16 protein-coding genes, 1 pseudogene and 1 riboswitch are annotated in these 18,918 nt (G+C 54.2%); of the genes and pseudogenes, 5 read left to right on the top strand and 12 right to left on the bottom strand.

Annotated features, from left to right (window positions below; translation table 11 throughout):
* Positions 1-12: 12 nt before the first annotated feature.
* Positions 13-702, bottom strand: a complete 690-nt coding sequence (locus A7Q03_RS00075) for a PilN domain-containing protein (protein ID WP_067446171.1) — start codon at positions 700-702, stop codon at positions 13-15.
* A 1-nt stretch (position 703) separates the two neighbouring features.
* Positions 704-1,804, bottom strand: coding sequence for a type IV pilus biogenesis protein PilM (gene pilM, locus A7Q03_RS00070; RefSeq protein WP_067438439.1), 1,101 nt, complete (start codon positions 1,802-1,804; stop codon positions 704-706).
* 131 nt (positions 1,805-1,935) lie between these two features.
* On the opposite strand from pilM, the gene A7Q03_RS00065 reads away from it, so the two are divergent.
* Positions 1,936-4,302 carry a penicillin-binding protein 1A gene (locus A7Q03_RS00065; RefSeq protein ID WP_067446168.1) on the top strand — a complete coding sequence of 789 codons (2,367 nt, stop codon included), beginning with the start codon at positions 1,936-1,938 and terminating at the stop codon, positions 4,300-4,302.
* A gap of 585 nt (positions 4,303-4,887) precedes the next feature.
* The gene (locus tag A7Q03_RS00060; RefSeq protein ID WP_067447308.1) at positions 4,888-6,105 is read left to right on the top strand and encodes an aromatic amino acid transporter; all 1,218 of its coding nucleotides are present in this window, start codon (positions 4,888-4,890) and stop codon (positions 6,103-6,105) included.
* 134 nt (positions 6,106-6,239) lie between these two features.
* Here the strand turns inward: A7Q03_RS00060 and cytX are convergent, their stop codons facing one another.
* The 7 genes from cytX to A7Q03_RS00030 all read right to left on the bottom strand — a co-directional run bounded on the left by cytX (position 6,240) and on the right by A7Q03_RS00030 (position 11,279).
* Positions 6,240-7,451 carry a putative hydroxymethylpyrimidine transporter CytX gene (gene cytX / locus A7Q03_RS00055; RefSeq protein WP_067446167.1) on the bottom strand — a complete coding sequence of 404 codons (1,212 nt, stop codon included), beginning with the start codon at positions 7,449-7,451 and terminating at the stop codon, positions 6,240-6,242.
* Positions 7,452-7,615: 164 nt separating this feature from the next.
* Positions 7,616-7,710, bottom strand: a riboswitch (TPP riboswitch).
* Between the two features lie 397 nt (positions 7,711-8,107).
* Entirely contained in the window at positions 8,108-8,671 is a 564-nt protein-coding gene (locus A7Q03_RS00050) for a hypothetical protein (RefSeq protein ID WP_082880627.1), read from the bottom strand.
* 138 nt (positions 8,672-8,809) lie between these two features.
* The gene (ruvX, locus tag A7Q03_RS00045; RefSeq protein ID WP_067446158.1) at positions 8,810-9,256 is read right to left on the bottom strand and encodes a Holliday junction resolvase RuvX; all 447 of its coding nucleotides are present in this window, start codon (positions 9,254-9,256) and stop codon (positions 8,810-8,812) included.
* Positions 9,249-9,797, bottom strand: coding sequence for a YqgE/AlgH family protein (locus A7Q03_RS00040; RefSeq protein WP_067446155.1), 549 nt, complete (start codon positions 9,795-9,797; stop codon positions 9,249-9,251). The genes ruvX and A7Q03_RS00040 overlap by 8 nt, the downstream gene beginning before the upstream one ends.
* Positions 9,798-10,172: 375 nt before the next feature.
* Positions 10,173-10,337 (bottom strand): hypothetical protein, encoded by a 165-nt coding sequence (locus tag A7Q03_RS10000; RefSeq protein ID WP_156496181.1) that lies wholly within the window; start codon positions 10,335-10,337, stop codon positions 10,173-10,175.
* Positions 10,338-10,452: 115 nt separating this feature from the next.
* Positions 10,453-10,665 carry a hypothetical protein gene (locus A7Q03_RS00035; RefSeq protein WP_067446154.1) on the bottom strand — a complete coding sequence of 71 codons (213 nt, stop codon included), beginning with the start codon at positions 10,663-10,665 and terminating at the stop codon, positions 10,453-10,455.
* An 11-nt stretch (positions 10,666-10,676) separates the two neighbouring features.
* Positions 10,677-11,279, bottom strand: a complete 603-nt coding sequence (locus A7Q03_RS00030; RefSeq protein WP_067446150.1) for a C40 family peptidase — start codon at positions 11,277-11,279, stop codon at positions 10,677-10,679.
* Between the two features lie 166 nt (positions 11,280-11,445).
* On the opposite strand from A7Q03_RS00030, the gene A7Q03_RS00025 reads away from it, so the two are divergent.
* Positions 11,446-13,113 (top strand): AarF/ABC1/UbiB kinase family protein, encoded by a 1,668-nt coding sequence (locus tag A7Q03_RS00025; protein ID WP_067446146.1) that lies wholly within the window; start codon positions 11,446-11,448, stop codon positions 13,111-13,113.
* Between the two features lie 270 nt (positions 13,114-13,383).
* On the opposite strand, the gene A7Q03_RS10795 is transcribed toward A7Q03_RS00025, so the two are convergent.
* Together A7Q03_RS10795 and A7Q03_RS10790 are read right to left on the bottom strand one after the other, a co-directional pair.
* Positions 13,384-14,175, bottom strand: a complete 792-nt coding sequence (locus tag A7Q03_RS10795) for an L-serine ammonia-lyase (RefSeq protein WP_304438732.1) — start codon at positions 14,173-14,175, stop codon at positions 13,384-13,386.
* Between the two features lie 54 nt (positions 14,176-14,229).
* Positions 14,230-14,675: pseudogene (locus tag A7Q03_RS10790) on the bottom strand (serine dehydratase beta chain).
* Between the two features lie 506 nt (positions 14,676-15,181).
* Between A7Q03_RS10790 and A7Q03_RS00015 the strand changes: the two are divergent.
* Complete coding sequence (locus A7Q03_RS00015) at positions 15,182-15,355, top strand: hypothetical protein (protein ID WP_345840829.1); 174 nt, start codon at positions 15,182-15,184, stop codon at positions 15,353-15,355.
* A 173-nt stretch (positions 15,356-15,528) separates the two neighbouring features.
* On the opposite strand, the gene xseA is transcribed toward A7Q03_RS00015, so the two are convergent.
* Positions 15,529-16,881 (bottom strand): exodeoxyribonuclease VII large subunit, encoded by a 1,353-nt coding sequence (gene xseA / locus A7Q03_RS00010; RefSeq protein ID WP_067446142.1) that lies wholly within the window; start codon positions 16,879-16,881, stop codon positions 15,529-15,531.
* A gap of 166 nt (positions 16,882-17,047) precedes the next feature.
* Between xseA and A7Q03_RS00005 the strand changes: the two genes are divergently transcribed.
* The gene (locus tag A7Q03_RS00005) at positions 17,048-18,643 is read left to right on the top strand and encodes a peptide chain release factor 3 (RefSeq protein ID WP_067446140.1); all 1,596 of its coding nucleotides are present in this window, start codon (positions 17,048-17,050) and stop codon (positions 18,641-18,643) included.
* Positions 18,644-18,918 lie beyond the last annotated feature (275 nt).

Genomic DNA, 18,918 nt, shown 5'->3' with positions numbered 1-18,918 from the left:
TTCATCCTTCCATTAATTCGCAGGGGAGGAAGTGGCTGTAGCAGATGACGCAGGCGCTACAGGTGTATTAGGTATTGATGCGGAAACGTCGCTGGCAGCAGAAGCAGACTCTGACGGCATTACAATAGGAGCAACATTCGCATAGTCGCCATTCATCGGTGCAGAAGCAGAAACTGCTACGGTCAATTCAAATTCTTGCACTGATTCTACTTTATTGATGCGATCTAATGAGGGCTGACCAAATACATTGGTACTCGGGATCACACGCATGAGATCGGCAATTTTGCTATCGCTGGTAGCTTTGCCCGACAGGGTATAAGTACTGACATCTTTTGCCTTAATCCCTGTAAGGTAAACACCTTCAGGTGCAACAGTATTCAGAGAATCAATCATCCTAGCCGCTTCAAAACGTTTATTTTCCAGTTCTTCTACTTTGGCTTTCCGAGCCAAGAAGTCACGTTTCTCAGCTTCCAAGGTTTCTACTTCCTTGATTTGAATATCTAGTTGCTCGATACCAGCAGTTAACTGCTGATTGCGGGACTCTTGGTTCAAAATCAAGCCACTAAGCGATACATAGGTAAACACCAACAAACCAACTCCTATCAAACCGGAAAATACCATCAGCCTGGTAAACTGAGCTTTTTTCTGCTTATCCTGCTCCTCACGATAAGGGAGCATATTCAGTTGAATCAATGGAATCATTTTACAATCCTCTTACAGCCAATCCAAATGCAACGGTTAGTTGCCCGGATTCCAAATTAAATTTCGAAGTTTCGGTTTGTTTGCTGCCTCGTGTGCTAGCAATAGGCTCCACTTGCTGAGTAGAGATATTTGTTTGAGCGTACACGCTTTTTGCAAGACCGAAAGGCTGCATAAACGGACATCCAGAAATCAAGATGTGCTTAATGCTATCTTGGTAATCACTGCTAACCGTGGTGTAATAGAATTGCAGAACCCTTTGGATTTCCTGAGTAAGCTGACTATTAAAGTGATCAGCTACTGCGCCTTGGAAATCTGCGGGCTTATTGCTTTTGAAACGCATACTCCACGCATCATCCTCGCTCAATTTATATTGGCGCTGGATATTGTGGGTCAGCTGCTTGTTGCCAAAATTGGTTTCTTGTTTATAAACAAGATTGCCATTTTGGAGGATCAAAGCTTTGGTCTGATCTTCATCTACATGGAAGATAGCCAGTTTTTGATGTTCCAAATCGGGAGCGAATTGATCGATCCAAACAGAGAAAGCATTTACAACAGCGAAAGTATCCACATCCATTTGTGTCAATGGAATATCAGCATCCGAGAACAAGTCTGTGCGCAAATCCACATCGTCACGCTTGGCGGCAGCCATCACGATTTCCTGCACATTACCGTTTTGCAATTCAGCAGTAACTTGGAAATCATAGCTCAGATTATCGGAGCCGATGGTTTGGCTGGCTTCCAGTTCAACGAACTCATCTATCGGCAAATCAGAACTACGAACATCATAAGTAATCGTTTGTATGTTGGTTAGAGCTTGCGGCAAGGCTGCTGTTACATTCTTGCAACCACTACCGAGCTGTTGGTAAGCTTGTTGTAAATATGACACGAGTTGGTCATGATCTTCGATGTTGCCGTTTATAATAACGCCTTTAGGTAGGGGCTGGATGGTGTAATTTTCCAACCGAAGATTACCCGGAACGCTGCCAACAAGATGTACCATATTAATGGCGGTTGGCGTAATATCCACGCCCAAACAGCCTTTGCTGCCAAAAGATATTTTAGTCTTTTGTTTTGATTTTCTTGGTTTTTTTAATATTCGCATCTTTAAGTCTCCCTTTGAAAGACCAATTGAACGGTCACAGGTAAATTTATATCAGGTTTTGCGTTTTCTTGCATAAATTAAGGTATAGTTTACTTTAATCAAAGTACTTATTGATAGAAAAATTTGTAACTATGTTTAGAAAAATATTTAAAACTGTCTTTGGATTATTATTGGGGCTAGCCTTGTTCGGTATCGGATTGCTGGCTATTGCAGTTTTAGCAACCTACCCGAAACTACCCAGCTTAGAGATAGTAACAAATTATCAACCCAGGATGCCGCTAACTATTTATTCATCAGATGGCAAGCTCATCGGTATGTATGGCGAAGAGCGCCGTGCGTTTACTAAAATCGACGAATTCCCACCGATATTGATCAATGCCGTTATCGCTGCAGAAGATAAACGCTTCTATCAACACTGGGGGGTAGACGTTACTGGCGTGGCGCGTGCTCTGATTGGCAACTTCCGTGCCGGCGGTGTGCAATCTGGTGCCAGTACTATTACCCAGCAGGTAGCCCGCAACTTTTACCTCACCAACGAGCGCAGCTACCGCCGTAAGTTCAATGAGGCATTATTGGCCTACAAAATCGAGCAATCGCTAAGCAAACAACAGATTTTGGAGCTGTATTTCAACCAAATCTACTTGGGTCAGCGTGCCTACGGCTTTGCTGCCGCTTCGCAGATTTACTTCAATAAGCCAGTTAAAGAACTGACTTTGGCCGAAGCCACCATCCTGGCCGGCCTGCCTAAAGCACCTTCTTCTTTCAACCCGATCGTGAACCCCGAACGTGCCCGTTTGCGCCAGCGTTATATTCTCAACAATATGGTTGAAGAAAAGATGATTACGCCCGCGGAACGTGACCAAGCGCTGGCTGAAGAATTGCATTACCGACGCCAACAGGTAGAGATTGACCAAAACTCTCTATATGTAGCTGAAATGGTTCGCCAAGAAATGTACGATCGATACGGCGAAGATGCCTATACTCAAGGCTTCCGTGTGTACACCACCGTTAGCTCAGAAAGCCAAAGAGTGGCCACCCTAGCCCTGCGCCGTGCCCTGAAAGGCTTCGGGCTGGGTGCTTATCGTGGTGCAGAAGCATTTATCGATTTAAAAACGATAGAAGCCGACGCCTTGGATGAAAACCTAGATCAATATCTGGATACAGTTTACACTGTAGCCGGTCTACAACCGGCTGTGGTGTTGCAAGCCAACCGCTCTTCGATAGAGGCCTACACACAAGGCGGCAACCGCATCAAAATCAGCGGCAATGCACTCAACTATGTAGCGCGTACTATCAACAACGGTAAAGACAATGCCATCCGCCCCGGTGCGGTTATCCGCGTGCGCAAACTCGATCGCGGCTGGCAAATCAGCCAAATGCCCGAGCTGCAAGGCGCATTTGTGGCATTAGACAGCAAAACTGGCGCCATCCGCGCCTTGGTGGGCGGTTTCGACTTCCATAGTAAGAGCTTCAACCGTGCCACTCAGGCCGAGCGCCAGCCCGGATCTACCTTCAAGCCCTTTGTGTACTCCGCTGCTTTGGCCAAAGGGATGACTGCCGCCACCACCATCAATGATGCCCCGATCGAATTGCCCGGCATGGGTAGCGGCGGCCGTCCGTGGCGTCCGAAAAACTCTGATGGCCGCTACTCTGGCTTCATCACCCTACGCCAGGCGCTTACTGCGTCTAAAAATATGGTTTCTATCCGCATCGTGATGGCACTCGGTGTGCACGAAGTGCATCAATACGTACAGCGTTTCGGCTTCAATGCCCGCCAGGTTCCCGATTCGCTGTCTATGGCCTTGGGTAGTGGCGTGGCTACCCCGCTGCAAATGGCGCAGGCCTATGCCGTATTTGCCAACGGCGGCTATAAAGTATCGCCCTATGTGATTGACCGTATTGAAAATAACCAAGGCCGTCTGCATGCCCAGATGAAACCTTTGGTGGCCGGCGAAAGCGCGCCGCAGGTTATTGATCCGCGCAACGCCTACATCATGTATACCATCATGCAAGACGTGGTGCGCCGAGGTACCGGTGCCCGCGCCAACGCACTGGGCCGACGTGATATTGCCGGTAAAACCGGTACCACCAACGAAAACAAAGATGCCTGGTTTGCCGGTTTCAATCCCGACTTGGTGGGCGTGGTGTATATCGGTTTCGACAAACCGCGCAGCATGGGCCGCGCCGGCTTTGGCGGCACGATCGCCCTGCCCGTATGGGTGGAATACATGCGCTACGCACTCAAAGGAGTACCGCAAAAAGGCATGCCGATGCCCGCGAAGATTGTCCGCAATGGCGGCGAATACTTCCTGCAAGAGCAGCAGAGCACCAGCCCGCGCCTGGCTATCGACAACCGTGGCGCCACTCCTGATGCCGAAGATATCCAAGCCGCAGGCGGCGATCCGGTGATCCCGGAAGAAACCGCGGTAGAGCCGGTACAGCCGCAAAACGGCGGTGGCGGCGCAGTACCCTCGCAAGAGATTGACGCTCTGTTCTAAACCAAACGCCCTGCCTGATTGAAAAGGCTACCTGAAACCCTATCCGGTATTTTCAGGTAGCCTTTTTCTCTAGTTGAAACATATGCAGCATTACACAGCCAATACAGTTGCCACGTGAGCAGCAAGTTACTTGTTCTACGCCACATGCTACCTGAAAACATAAGGCTTCAACAAAGTTCCAACGAGCTTTGCCCGTTTCTGCAAAGCTAACAATTTATTTTCAGGTAGCCTCTGGCTCAAACAGTATGATCTGCCTGCTAGACAACATCCAAGCAACAACATGACAACAAAACTGCATATTAAAAACTAAACGCCATTAAATAAGCAATAACGTGAGAATATGCCAAAAACCAGGTTCACAAAAATCGCAAATCATATAGTCAAGCCAAGCCCCTGCCCTGTATAATTTCGCCTCCGGCCGCTGCAGATTTGGGCGGCCGTTTCATTTTCCTGCCCCAGGGTGTGGCAGAAGCAATGATTTGTTCCTACATGGCGGTGAGCCACAGACAGCAAGGCAAGCCAACGCAGCAGGAAGCAATTCAGTGCTTTAACCATACCCAAAACCCACTCCATACCCACATCGCCATGAATCAAAAACCCTCCGTACTCGGCGGCGCCATGATTATCGCCGGCACCGTAATCGGCGCCGGCATGCTCGCCAACCCCACCGCCACCGCCGGCATCTGGTTTGCCGGTTCGCTCATCGTGCTGCTCTACACCTGGTTCTCCATGCTCTCCAGCGGCCTAATGATTCTCGAAGCCACCACCCACTACCCGCCCGGCGCCAACTTCGACACCATCGTTAAAGACCTGCTCGGCCGCGGCTGGAGCATCATCACCGGCCTCTCCGTAGCCTTTGTGCTCTATCTGCTCACCTATGCCTACATCTTCACCGGCGGTAACCTCACCGCCCAAGCCCTCCAAGCGCCGCTATGGGTGGGGCAGATCGTGTTTGCCCTCATCTTCGCCGGTTGCGTATGGTGGTCCACCTTCTGGGTAGACCGCGGCACCACCATCCTCATCGGCGGCATGATTATGACCTTCCTCTGGGCCAACGGCGGCCTGCTCCTTTCCGCCCAGCCCGCCGTATTATTCGATACTGCCAGCAGCGGAAACGGCAGCTACTGGATCTACCTCGGTACCGCCCTGCCCGTCTGCCTCGCCTCCTTCGGTTTTCACGGCAACGTGTCCGGCCTATTCGACTACTTCCGTGGCGACGCCAAAAAAGTGGCCCGCTCGCTCTGGCTCGGCACCTTGGTGGCGCTGGCGATCTACGCCCTCTGGCAATTCGCCGTGCAAGGCAACCTGCCGCGCAGCCAATTCGGCCCCGTGATTGCCGCGCAAGACAACGTGGCCGCTCTGCTCACCGCCCTCTCCCAAGTGGCCGGCAGCGGGCTGGTGCGCGTGCTCTCACTGTTTTCCTACATGGCCATCGCCTCCTCCTTCCTCGGCGTAACCCTCGGCCTGCTCGACTACCTCACCGACCTGTTCGGCTTCGGCACCAGCCGCGCCGGCCGCAGCAAAGCCGCCGCCCTCACCTTCCTGCCCCCGCTCGTTGCCTGCCTGCTGTTCCCCACCGGCTTCGTGCTCGCCATCAGCTACGTCGGCTTCGCAGCCACCGTGTGGACCGCATTCGTGCCCGCCCTGCTGCTCTACGCCTGCCGCAAAAAATTCGGCGAAGGCAAAGGCTACCGCGTGTACGGTGGGAAATGGCTGATGGCTTGGGTGTTCTTCTTCGGGCTGGCCAACGTAGCCGCCCAAATCCTCAGCCGCGCCAATATCCTGCCCGTGTTTAATGGCTGATACCCGCCAAAAATTTCAGGTAGCCTTCGGATAGCGGCTACCTGAAAAATGGTGGGGAACAGACTTTCCTCCATCTACAACAAAACGAAAGGCTACCTGAAATTTTTCAGGTAGCCTTTTGCTCTTGGTTCTACTCAACTTTCGTGCACTGCCGCCCCGTCCGACGCCGGCAGCAACTTACGCACCAGCAGCGTCAGCGCAAACGTGGCCGCAATCACCGGCAGCGTGGTGCCCAGCGGCGGCTGCCATTGCAGCATCAGGCGGTAAAACACAAAGCCCGCCAGCCACAAGACCAGGCTCACCCAATCCACTTCCCCCGAAGCCGGCTTGCGTTTCAGCACAAAATAATCCGCAATCTGTACCGCAATCATCGGCGCAAACACCGAGCCGATAAAATACAGAAACCCTTCAAAACGGCTCACATCAAACACCAGCGCCAGCAGCGTGCCCAGCAGCGTAACTGCCGCCGCCACCGCCACTTCACCAAAACGGCTGCTGATGCTGTGGAAGCTCACCCCGGCCGAATACGCATCCAAAAACGTCGTGCTCACCGTGGACAACACCACCACCAAAATCCCGGCCGCGCCCAGCCCGGCATATTGCAGCATCGGCGCGATTTCGCTCTGGCCGGCAAACAGTGCCGCCGCCAGCCCGATAGCATACATCCACGAGCTGGTGCAGAAATAAGCCAGCGTAGCCGAAAGCGTGGCTGCCCGCGCCTTGGCTGCACGGCGCGTGTAGTCCGACACCAGCGGCAGCCACGACAGCGGCATCACCGCCGCCAGCTCCACCGCCAGCCCGAAACTCATCGCCTCCGCATCTGCCTGCCCGGCTGCCGCCGGCTTGCCGGAGGCTACCTGAACACTCAGCCACAGCGTCAGTGTAAACAGCGTCCCCATCGACACAAAATTGATTTTGCTGAAATTCCGCATCCCAATACGCAGCCACAGCAAAATCAGCGCACCGATAATCACGCTCCAGCCTATCTGCGCACCGCTCCAGCCTGCCGTGAGCGCCGCCGCAGCCTGCGCCCCGGTGAAAATCATAATTGCCGTCCAGCCCACCAGCTGCACCACGTTGGCCGCCGAAAACAGCAGCGAGCCGCGCCGGCCGAAGGAAAGCTGCACCGTTTCCATCGCACTGCGCCCCGTTTGCGCCCCGATCAGCCCGGCCAGATAAAACAGCACCCCGCCGATCGCATGGCCAATCGCCACCGCCAAAAGCCCCATGCGCCAACCCAACGGCGCAAACAGCATGCCGGTGAGGATTTCCGCCACCGACACCGCCGCCCCAAACCAAATCACCGCCGAAGCGGTAACCGAAAGTTTATCTGCCTGCTGTTCCATCAAATTGTTTCCTCTATGATATTTAAGAAACCACTTCACCGAGCCGCATATCAAACGCGCATAAAAAGCCCGGCATACCAAGCCGAGGGACAATGCAAAGCTGAGAAGAAGCCCATCCATTCCGGATGAGGGCAAAGTAACCTGAACCGCACACGCCGCCCGCAGCCCTCTGCCTGATAGTTCCCTACGCCGGTGCTAACCGGATCAGGTACAACGGGTATCCTCTCAGCCGCCCAAGGCGGCACCCCGACTAATTGGGCGCGATTATACCCCGCCGCCCTGTTTTTTCAAGCCGCCGCAGCAAAGGCAGTCGAACGCCAAATTGTTGAATGCTTCCACCGGTAAAAATGTTTCCACACCCAGTCGTTGCGGTTCCGCATACCTGCAAATCCAAACGGGAAGCATGATAACGGAACGGGGTAATCGGGGCAGATTGCTGTTTGGCTTCGGAACTGTCGAGAAGCAGCCCATATGTTTTCAGGTAGCCCCTTTCCCCCACAGGCTACCTGAAAAACTTCAGCCAACTCTTACCACATCACCGTAGTTTAGCTTTGCCATACAGACAGTTCCCTGCCCGACAAGCATACAGCAGCATTCAGCTTAAAGGCTACCTGAAAGCGGATATAGTGAGCTTTCAAGTAGCCTTTCCCACATTTCTAACGACGGCCGCAAGGATGCTGGCGTGCCCTACCCGGCCGCGTATCGCACAGCGACATACCGCGCAGGCGGCGGGCCGCATCGGTCAGATCCGCCCGGCTCGGCAAGTGGCGGAAAGCGTATTGCTCCACATAAAGCGCACGTTCGCCCCGCATCGCTTTTATCCAAGTGTATTCCGGCCTGCCGCTTTGCGGGTTGCGCTCGCAGGTCATTTGCCAAAAAGCGAAAGGATAGCCGTTTTCCTGCCCCTCGCTCAGATTGATTGTGTTGCCGCTCGGGCAGGCGCGCCGCCAGCCGTCCGACACCGCGCGGCGAAAATCACTTACCGAGCGGGTGTAGCCGGCGAAGGTTTGCAGGGTAACCATCCGCTCCCAGTTTTGCACTGTCTGTCCTCTCGGCACCAGCTCCACAATCGTCTGCCCGCCCTGCGAAGCCCGATAACCGATTTCAAAACCTGCCGGCGGCGCGCTGAAATAAACGATTTCTTCGCCGCGCGGAGCAGGCTTGGCTAAAGCCACCACGGGCAACAGCACCAATATGGCTGGCCATAATTTTAGTTTCATGTTTTCATCCTTAATTATTTGAGTGGGGATAGATCAAACCAGATGGCAACGGGCAGCATATAGCTCCAAAGATTTGCCTGCACATTGCCAAAAGGCTACCTGAAACCTCACTCCCGTTTTCAGGTAGCCTTCATGCGATCAACCGTGAAACTCTTCCACCCAGCCCCCTTCAAAGAAGCCCTGCAAAATCGCCTGCGCGGCCACTTGGTCGAGCACGGGCTTTTGTTTGCGGCCGCGCAGGCCGGTTTGGTTGAGGAGTTCGGCGGCATAGAGCGAGGTGAGCCGCTCGTCTGCCCAATACACGGGCAGGCCGAAGCGGCCATTGAGGCGGTGGCCGAACTTGCGGGCCAAACGGGTCATTTCGTGTTCGCTGCCGTCGGTGGAAAGCGGCAGCCCCACCACGAATTGCACCGGCCGCCATTCGGCCACCAGGGCGGCAATGGCGGCAAATTTTTTGTCGTTGCCCTCGCCGCTGATGGTGGCCAGCGGGTGGGCAATGCCCACTTCGGCGTCGCCCTGCGCCACGCCGATGCGGGTTTCGCCGAAATCGAAGGCCAGCGTGATACCGTGTGGAATATTAAGCATGGCCGCCGGTTCGGATGAGTTGTTCGGGTGCAATATTAAGCAGCGACATGGCGGCGTGGTAGCGCTGCTCGTGCGGCATGCCGAAGATGATGTGTTCGCTGGCAGGCACGGTGAGCCAGCTGTTTTCTGCCAGCTCGCGCTCGAGCTGGCCGGCGCTCCAGCCGGTGTAGCCCATAAACAGCATGGCCTGTTTCACGCTTTGTTCGTCGTGCAGGTGGGGAAGAATATCGCCGGAGGAGGTGAGGGCGAGGTTGTCTCCCACGATGATGCTGCTCATCCAGTTGCCCGCCGGGCTGTGCAGCACAAACCCGCGGTCCACCTGCACCGGGCCGCCCAAGAAGATATAGTCGTCAAACAAATGCTGCGGCTCGGCGTGCTGCTGGGCAGACAGAATCTGCCGCAACGGCAGCGGCGAAGGCTTGTTGATGATCACGCCCATGCAGCCTTCGGCGGAATAGGAGCAAACATACACCACGCTGTCGGCAAAGAAATTATCCTGCATATCGGGCATGGCGATGAGGAAATGGTTGGTTAAATCCATATGGGTTTCGGCGTGTGTGGAAATAGTTTAATTATATAGTATAGATTATATAGCGGTTATGCCCGATTTAATACCGTGCTGTTTTATATCAGGCCGCCAATTTTCAGGCAGCCTCAAAACTACTCACAAGCACTCCTCCGCATCCGATATATCTTCAACCCCTACTACACCGTCCCCCCAAATAATTCACCAAAATCCCATACGGCTCCGCAATCGGAAACACGCTTTCCCGATAAACAATGCTCCAATTCTCCGCCCCGCCGCTAAACGCAATTTCAGAACAAGAAACGCAATCCCGGCAATCCGCCAATTGCGTCCTCTGCAGCCATATCCAATAAATCGGGGCTATTTCTGGCAATGTGTTCAAAAAACAATTCAGTCTGCCACTTTCATTTGGGCCAACTTGGATACCTTGTCTTGAATAAAATCAAAATCCACCCACTCAACACCAGCTGATCCAAGCTCAACCGACACCGGCATCTCCAAAAACTTCCCCACCAGGGAAACTCTGTCCGTTGTTTCTTCCCGCACCTTTTCCATTCACCCAAATGCGTTTGTATTGTTTTCATTTATTCCGTCTCCATCGCAAAAAGGCTACCTGAAAACACATTTGCGTTTCAGGTAGCCTTTCCTTAATCAGCAGATACCGCCTGCATTAGTTATACGGGTTATGCACGCTGCGTACCAAATCTTGCAGGAATTCGCGCACTTGTTTTTCGCTGCAGCCCATCAATAGGGCGTCTTCGAAGGTATCTTGCGCGAGCTGGTAGAGTTCTTGCATGTTTTCCTGCATCACTTTCACTTTTTCGGTGCACGATACGATGCTGCCGTCGTCACTGTGCCATTTGGGCATGGCGGGCATATTCATGATGCAGGCCTTTAGCGGGTGAAGCGGGTGGAGCGGTCTACCCGTCGGGCGGTAATGTAGCGGTTTTTCCAGTAGGTGCCGTTCATACTGGTGATTTCGATGTCGCGACCGGTGCGCGGGGCGTGGATGAAGCGGTCATTGCCGATATACATGCCGACGTGGGACACGCGGCCGCCGCCGCCAAAGAACACCATGTCGCCAGGCTTGAGATTGGCACGGTCTACCTGCTGGCCCACGGTGGCCATTTCGGCGGAAGTGCGCGGCAGGGTGATGCCCATGCTGCGTTTGAAGATGTACTGCATGAAGCCGCTGCAATCGAGGCCTTGGGTAGGGGAGTTGCCGCCGAAGCGGTAGGAGAGGCCGATGAGGCTCATGGCGTTCATGATGAGGTCGCCGGCTTCGTCTTGTCTGCCGGAGGAGGAGCGTCTGCCGGAAGATGAAGACTGCCGGCTGGGTGCGGGAGCGTTGTTGCCGCCACCATGGCTGGTACGTTCGCGGATCAGGCGCTCGAGTGCGTCGTTATCCAATCCTTCCGGTGCGGCGTATGCGGCGGGAGCGAGGCCGAAAGCCAGGGCGGCCAGGGCGCAGAGGGTTGCTTGTTTTATCCACTTCATCAATCTGAAACTTTCTTGTTTTGCCCATGTTATAGCATAGTGTGGCAAGGGACGGCAATGTGTTTGGCCAGTCGGTGCACTATAGGGGCGGTTTGTGCGCACCGGCGGGCGCGTGTGTTATGCTGTGTGCCTGTTTGAGCGGATGCTGTTTCCGCAAGGGGGCTGTATGGTTAGATCTGCCTTGCCCGCATTGGGCGACATCAATCGTTTGCGTCAAATCGTAGCCACGCTCGCGCGGCACGGTTTGGGCGGCTTTCTCAGCCGGATTAAGCTGAACCGCGCTGCTTGGCTCGGCGGCAAGCCGGCGCAGGAAGATGCCGATGGTTCGAGCACAGCGCACCGTTTCCGGCTGGCATTTGAGGAGCTGGGGCCGACCTTTATCAAGCTCGGCCAGATTTTGGCCACCCGGGTTGATATTTTCAGCGCCGAATGGATTGAGGAATTCGAGCATTTGCAAAGCAGTGCGAATCCCTTGCCCTTCGAGGCAATTCTCTCTTTGCTCACCGAGCAGCTGGGCTGCCCGCTGGAGCAAGTGTTCCGGCACATCGATAGCGAGCCTTTGGGCAGCGCCTCCATCGCGCAGGTGCACCGCGCAGTGTTGTTCGATGGCAGCGAGGTGGCGGTAAAGGTACGCCGGCCGGATATCGAGCCGCTGATTCGGGCGGATTTGCGTATTCTAACCTATCTGGCGCAGCTCACCGAATCGGAAATGCCGGAAACCCGCCGCTATCAGCCGGTGCAGATGGTGCAATATTTTGCCAAAAGCCTAGCCAGGGAAACTGATTTGCTAGCCGAAATGCGCCATTTGCAGCGGTTTGCCGCATTGTATGCCAACCATCCGGCAGTACACATTCCCAAGGTATATCCCGAATACAGCAACCGTCAGGTGCTGGTGCAGGAATACGTGGCTGCCACCCTGCTGAAAGATACCAACATCGAATTGCTGGGCACCGAAGAGCGGCATATTCTGGCCTGCCGCATCACCGACGTGCTGCTCGATATGATACTGGGGCAGGGCCTGTTTCATGCTGATCCGCACCCGGGCAATATCTTTATTTATCCCGATTTGCGCATCGGCCTGATCGACTTCGGCATGACAGGCTACCTGAATCCGGTGCGTCGGCAGGAAATCAATGCGCTGATTGAAGCCCTTATCCACCGCGACCCGTTTGCCGTGCAATATATTCTGAGCAACTGGGCGCAGGGCGATGTTCCCGATGAAGACCTGCTCGGCGCCGACGTGATGGAAATGCTGCTCGACTACGAACACACCGCCGTACGCGATTTGCGCGTTAGCCAGATAATTAACGATTTAACCCGCATCATGCGCGAGCACGAGCTGGCCTTGCCGGGCGATTTGGTGATGCTGTTCAAAGCCCTACTCACCCTCGAAGGCGTGGTGAAAAGGCTGGACGGCAGCTTCCAACTGCTGGAGCACGCCAAACCGATTGTGCAGAAAGTTATCCGTCAGCGCCTTTCACCGCAGCAGCTTTGGCGCAGAAGCCGCACGCAAAGCCGTATGCTGGGGCAGATGCTGGGCGAACTGCCCAAAAACTTGCTGCGCCTCAACCGCAATCTGCAAAGCGGCCGGCTAAACGTGAACCTGGATTTGAAACGCCTCGACAGCTTGAACCGGCACTTGGAATACAGCGCTAACCGGCTGACTATGGGCATGGTAACGGCGGCGTTGATTATCGGCTCATCCATCCTGCTCAGCAGCAATATCGGCCCGAAGCTGTTTGGCTTGTCGTTTGTTGGCTTCCTCGGCTATCTCTTGGCCTTTGCCAACAGCCTGTGGATTATCTGGTCTATCTGGCGTTCGGGCAAACATTAAAACAAAACTTTTCAAGCAAGTAAAAAAGTGTATGGCAAACGGTGGCAGCAATTAGGAGAAGACCGGCAGCGACCAAACCGTTAATATCATATAGCCGAAGCACTTAAGTTCCTACGGCATTGGCTTGCCTTGCCACATTATCCATACTGTCTGCGGCCCGCTGCCTGGCAGGGGATAACTACTTTGGCTATGGCTGCAATCAAAAGGCTACCTGAAAAACAATTTTTCAGGTAGCCTTCTTGTCGTTCTGGCACTGAACAGCATTAAATCTCAGCACAGCACATGCACTACATGCGTGGCCAAGCCGCCGGTGGAGGTTTCGCGGCATTTCCGGTTCATGTCTTTGCCGGTTTCATACATGGTTTTGATTACCTCATCCAGCGACACCACCGGCTCGGTGGTGCGTTGCTGCGCCATGCGTGAAGCGTTGATGGCTTTGATGGAGGAAATGGCATTACGCTCGATACACGGCACCCGCACTTGGCCACCCACCAGGTCGCAAGTGAGGCCAAGATGGTGCTCCATGGCGATTTCGGCGGCAACACATACTTGTTCGACAGTGCAGCCCTGAATCTCGGTCAGTCCGGCAGCAGCCATGGAGCAGGCCACGCCCACTTCGCCCTGGCAGCCCACTTCCGCGCCGGAAATGGAGGCATTCATTTTATACAGGCTGCCGATGGCGCTGGCCGTGATTAAATAACGCAAGATGTGTTCTTCATCGGCGTAGAAAATGAAGTGGTCGTAGTAGGCCAATACAGTGGGCACGATGCCGCAGGCGCCGTTGGTGGGCGCGGTAACCACCCGCCCGCCCGCTGCGTTTTCTTCGTTGACGGTAAAGGCCACCATATTTACCCAGTCCACCACCGCCATCGGGTCTTTATCGTTCAGCCCGTTTTTTTCAAACTGTTTGCGTGAAAGCGGCGCTCGGCGGCGTATCTGCATGAGGCCGGGCAGCACACCTTCGGTATGCAGGCCGCGCCGGATATAGTCACTCATGGTCTGGCACACATAGTCGCATACTTCCTGCTCCGGACGCAGGGCGCATTCGTTGCGAAATATCAATTCGGAGAGAGCTTGTATTCGGCACACTAGCGGATGAGATCGTCCGCATTGGTGTTATGGGTAGAGCACATTTACAGGGGCGGACTGCTTACCGCTATCAGCAAACTGTTTTTCGGTCATCACAAAACTGCCGCCGATGGAGTAAACCACTTCCTGCGCCACCAACTCATCGCCGACATAGGCTTCCAGGCGCATGCCGTTTTCGTGTAGCGGAAGGAAGAATGGAACATGAAGTCGCGTTCGTAGTCAAACGGGGTGTAGTGGCCGCCAATGTCGGTGAGGGTTTCGCCGTGCAATACTTGCGCGATGAATTCGGGGGAGGCGGTGGTATCTACTGTATCCGGCTCGTAGCCCGCCAGGCTGCCGATGATGGTGTGGTCTATGCCGTGGTTTTTGCCAGTGAAAGAGAGCGAGCCGTACACATGGGCGCTAAACCGAGCAATCTTATCCAGCAGTCCCTGTTTGATAAGCTGTTTGCGAAACAGTATACCAGCACGCATCAGTCCCACGGTATGCAAACTGGACGGGCCGATACCGATTTTGAACATGTCAAAAATACTGATCATTTTTCCACCTCTTTATAATAGTGACCCAACAAGAATCAGAACAAGGTGGCAAGTACAAATAGTACACACGTAACGGCAAAGCGAGCCAATGCCTTACTGATTTAAAGTTAATCCACTATAGTTATCCAACTTTGCGTATCCATCAACATCTTACCAAATGCGCCATTGGCAGCATTAGGGTGTGCTGCCACACACCGAGCAACGAATATGGCCCCCCTTAATAATGCTGGACAAGTTGCCGCTACCTAGGCAAAATGTATACATTGCCTGTTTGATGCAGCAAGGATGTTGGGGGAAACGCGTAACAAAGTGTGAACAATATTTTTGTGATACACGGCCGCATAATTGTAAAAAACAGTGCAGTATGGCCAGATCTTTGTTTTCAATCAACTTAATATTTAGAGGTTAATATGCCACAAACGTTGATTCAAGTATCCGGTATGAAGCACAAAACGGATGAGGATCGCTTGGTTTTGAAGGGCGAAACTGTTGCGGGTGTGAGAATGGTGAATGCTAATCATGACAATGGCCGCGTAGTCATTACACACGGCGAAGGCTTCGACCTTGAAACATTCAAAGCTGCCATCTCGGCAGAAGGTTTTACCGTGACATAAACGTATCGGTCAAACAACAAACGGCTTCCGCAAAAGAAGCCGTTTTGCTTTTTCAGGTAGCCTTCCTATAGTGAGGCTACCTGAAAAACTATAACTACAGCGATGATGTTTCTTGATTGCATTGGCTTGTGCCACCTCGCAGGAAAAAATTGCTGCAGCGATATTTGCACGCGCTAATCAAACAAATCCTGCTGCCCGGTACGCTGCGGCAACACCTGCGCCTTGGCCGTGCCGGTTTCGAAATGCAGCTGCAACACCTGCCCGCTGTGCAGTCTGCCCGCATCGCGCACCACTTTGCCCGTACGGTCGGTAATCACGCTATAGCCGCGCGACAACGTGTGTTGTGGCGAGAGGGCATCCAAAATGCCCACCTGCTTTTGGCACTGTGCCTGCTTTTGTGCCAAGAGTGCGGCCATGTAGCGGTTGAGTTGTATAGCCTGTGTTTGTAGCTGCCGCACAGCAGTCTGCACTTGTGGCCGGCTGCGGCGACATAGTTCGACCAAGTAGGTCAGCTGCTCCTGTTTGTGGTGCAGGTGGCGCAGCATATTGTCGGCAAGCATTTGGCGGCTGCGCAACAAGCCAGCCTGCTGTTCCTGCCATTTCTGGCGCGGATGGCGCAACTGCGCGGCATGCCAATCGAGCCGTTGCGCCGCGTCTGTACAGCGCCGTTGCAGCGTGTGGCGCATATGGCTATGCAGGCGGCACATTTTATCCAGTTGCTCCAAACGGTTCGGGCTGGCCAGCTCAGCAGCGGCGGTGGGCGTGGGTGCGCGCACGTCGGCGGCAAAATCCGTGAGCGTGAAATCGGTTTCGTGCCCCACCCCGCTCACCACCGGAATCGGGCAGGCCGCCACCGCGCGCACCGCCGCTTCTTCGTTAAACGCCCACAAATCCTCAATACTGCCCCCGCCACGGCACACAATCAGCACATCTGCCTGCGCATGTTCCGCCGCCGCCGCAATGGCCGAGGCTACCTGAAACTCGCTGCCCGCGCCCTGCACCGCCGTGGGATACACCACCACGCGCACATCCGGCGCACGCCGCCGCAACGTGGTGACCACATCGCGCAATGCAGCCGCCGCTAGGCTGGTGACCACGCCGATACACTGCGGCGCGGTAGGCAGCGGTCGTTTGCGCTCTGCGGCGAACAGCCCTTCCGCCTGCAGGCGCTGCTTCAGCCGCTCATAAGCCTCAAACAGCTGCCCCAGCCCCTTGCGCCGCACTTCCTGCACATTAATCTGAAACTCCCCGCGCGCCTCATACAGCGTGATTTTGCCCAACACCTCCACTTCCTCGCCCTCGCGCAACAGCGCGGCCAGCGAACGGGCGGCATGCTTAAACAAAGTGCAGCGCACCTGGGCGCGTTGGTCTTTTAAAACAAAATAATAGTGCCCGCTCGCCGCCTTCACCAAATTCGACACTTCGCCGCCCACCCACAGCCCGGCAAGCTGGTCTTCCAGCAGGTTTTTGGCCAAATGGTTGAGCTCGGAAACAGAAAGCGCGGCGGGGGCGAATAGGTCGGACATGGCAAGACGGCGGGAAAATAAACAAAGGTGGCATTATACAAGGGGAAGGCTACCTGAAAAATCGGGCGGATAGATTTTTAACTTCATTATTGCTCATGCTTTCAGGTAGCCTTTCCCTACGCGGCAATATGTTAAAATACGCCGTTTTCAATTCGGATTTTCCGCCATGTCCAATATTCCAGACCAAGTGCGCCGCCGCCGCACATTTGCCATCATCTCCCACCCCGACGCGGGTAAAACCACGCTGACCGAAAAGCTACTGCTGTTTTCAGGTGCGATTCAGAGCGCGGGTACGGTAAAAGGCAAGAAAACCGGCAAATTCGCCACCTCCGACTGGATGGAAATCGAGAAGCAGCGCGGCATTTCCGTGGCATCAAGCGTGATGCAGTTCGACTACAAAGACCACACCGTCAACCTCTTGGACACGCCGGGACACCAAGACTTCTCCGAAGACACCTACCGCGTTTTGACCGCCGTCGACAGCGCCTTGATGGTCATCGACGCGGCAAAAGGCGTGGAAGCGCAAACCATCAAACTCTTGAACGTCTGCCGCCTGCGCAATACGCCGATTGTCACGTTCATGAACAAATATGACCGCGAAGTGCGCGATTCTTTGGAATTGTTGGACGAAGTGGAAAATATTTTAAAAATCCGCTGCGCGCCAGTAACCTGGCCGATCGGTATGGGCAAAAACTTCAAGGGCGTGTACCACATCCTGAACGACGAAATCTATCTCTTTGAAGCCGGCGGCGAACGTCTGCCGCACGAGTTCGACATCATCAAAGGCATAGACAATCCCGAATTGGAACAACGCTTTCCGCTGGAAATCCAGCAGTTGCGCGACGAAATCGAATTAGTGCAGGCTGCTTCCAACGAGTTTAATCTTGACGAATTTCTTTCAGGTAGCCTCACACCCGTGTTCTTCGGCTCGGCGATTAACAACTTCGGTATTCAGGAAATCCTCAATTCATTGATTGACTGGGCTCCCGCACCGAAACCGCGCGACGCGACCGTGCGTATGGTCGAGCCGGACGAGCCGAAATTCTCCGGATTTATCTTTAAAATCCAAGCCAATATGGACCCGAAACACCGCGACCGCATCGCCTTCTTGCGCGTCTGCTCCGGCAAATTCGAACGCGGCATGAAGATGAGACACCTGCGCATCAACCGCGAAATAGCCACCTCCAGCGTGGTCACGTTCATGTCGCACGACCGCGAGCTGGTGGAAGAAGCCTACGCAGGCGACATCATCGGCATCCCGAACCACGGCAACATCCAAATCGGCGACAGCTTTTCCGAAGGCGAACAACTGGCGTTCACCGGCATCCCCTTCTTCGCGCCCGAACTGTTCCGCAGCGTCCGCATCAAAAACCCGATGAAAATCAAGCAACTGCAAAAAGGCTTACAACAGCTTGGCGAAGAAGGCGCGGTACAGGTCTTCAAACCGATGAGCGGCGCGGATTTGATTTTGGGCGCGGTTGGCGTGTTGCAGTTTGAAGTCGTTACCTCGCGGCTGGCCAACGAATACGGCGTAGAAGCCGTGTTCGACAGCGCATCCATCTGGTCGGCGCGCTGGGTATCGTGCGAAGACAAGAAAAAGCTGGCGGAGTTTGAAAAAGCCAATGCGGGTAATCTGGCGATAGACGCAGGCGGCAATCTGGCGTATCTCGCGCCCAACCGCGTGAATTTGAACCTGACGCAGGAACGCTGGCCGGATATTGTGTTCCATGAAACCAGGGAACACGCGGCGAAGCTGAGTTGATAAGAGGCTACCTGAAATGGGTTTCAGGTAGCCTTTGTTGAATGAGCGCGAGCTGGTTTGCGCATCTTGGCCTTGTATTCTTTAACTGTTCTTAGGAGACAATCATGGTTATCAGGTAGACTTAATTGCTTGTTTGTGAAGAATGTGCAAGGCTGCCTGAAAAATCGGGTAGGCATATTTTCAGGTAGCCTGAACACCGAATGGAGAAAGCGAAATGGCTTGGTTCAAAATGAGCGAATGGGAATGGTGGAACAAGCTGGCATTGGTGGTGGCGG

Origin of the sequence: Eikenella sp. NML99-0057 (assembly GCF_001648535.1) — a bacterium.
Lineage (GTDB): Bacteria > Pseudomonadota > Gammaproteobacteria > Burkholderiales > Neisseriaceae > Eikenella > Eikenella exigua.
The sequence above is the reverse complement of the archived record's forward strand: the minus strand, read 5'-3'. Positions and strand labels throughout refer to the sequence as shown.

Excerpts from the sequence above, each read along its gene's own strand:
- A7Q03_RS00075 (WP_067446171.1), bottom strand. The coding sequence starts at position 702 with ATGATTCCATTGATTCAACTGAATATGCTCCCTTATCGTGAGGAGCAG.
- pilM (WP_067438439.1), bottom strand. The coding sequence starts at position 1,804 with ATGCGAATATTAAAAAAACCAAGAAAATCAAAACAAAAGACTAAAATA.
- A7Q03_RS00065 (WP_067446168.1), top strand. The coding sequence starts at position 1,936 with ATGTTTAGAAAAATATTTAAAACTGTCTTTGGATTATTATTGGGGCTA.
- A7Q03_RS00060 (WP_067447308.1), top strand. The coding sequence starts at position 4,888 with ATGAATCAAAAACCCTCCGTACTCGGCGGCGCCATGATTATCGCCGGC.
- cytX (WP_067446167.1), bottom strand. The coding sequence starts at position 7,451 with ATGGAACAGCAGGCAGATAAACTTTCGGTTACCGCTTCGGCGGTGATT.
- A7Q03_RS00050 (WP_082880627.1), bottom strand. The coding sequence starts at position 8,671 with ATGAAACTAAAATTATGGCCAGCCATATTGGTGCTGTTGCCCGTGGTG.
- ruvX (WP_067446158.1), bottom strand. The coding sequence starts at position 9,256 with ATGCTTAATATTCCACACGGTATCACGCTGGCCTTCGATTTCGGCGAA.
- A7Q03_RS00040 (WP_067446155.1), bottom strand. The coding sequence starts at position 9,797 with ATGGATTTAACCAACCATTTCCTCATCGCCATGCCCGATATGCAGGAT.
- A7Q03_RS10000 (WP_156496181.1), bottom strand. The coding sequence starts at position 10,337 with ATGGAAAAGGTGCGGGAAGAAACAACGGACAGAGTTTCCCTGGTGGGG.
- A7Q03_RS00035 (WP_067446154.1), bottom strand. The coding sequence starts at position 10,665 with ATGAATATGCCCGCCATGCCCAAATGGCACAGTGACGACGGCAGCATC.
- A7Q03_RS00030 (WP_067446150.1), bottom strand. The coding sequence starts at position 11,279 with ATGAAGTGGATAAAACAAGCAACCCTCTGCGCCCTGGCCGCCCTGGCT.
- A7Q03_RS00025 (WP_067446146.1), top strand. The coding sequence starts at position 11,446 with ATGGTTAGATCTGCCTTGCCCGCATTGGGCGACATCAATCGTTTGCGT.
- A7Q03_RS00015 (WP_345840829.1), top strand. The coding sequence starts at position 15,182 with ATGAAGCACAAAACGGATGAGGATCGCTTGGTTTTGAAGGGCGAAACT.
- xseA (WP_067446142.1), bottom strand. The coding sequence starts at position 16,881 with ATGTCCGACCTATTCGCCCCCGCCGCGCTTTCTGTTTCCGAGCTCAAC.
- A7Q03_RS00005 (WP_067446140.1), top strand. The coding sequence starts at position 17,048 with ATGTCCAATATTCCAGACCAAGTGCGCCGCCGCCGCACATTTGCCATC.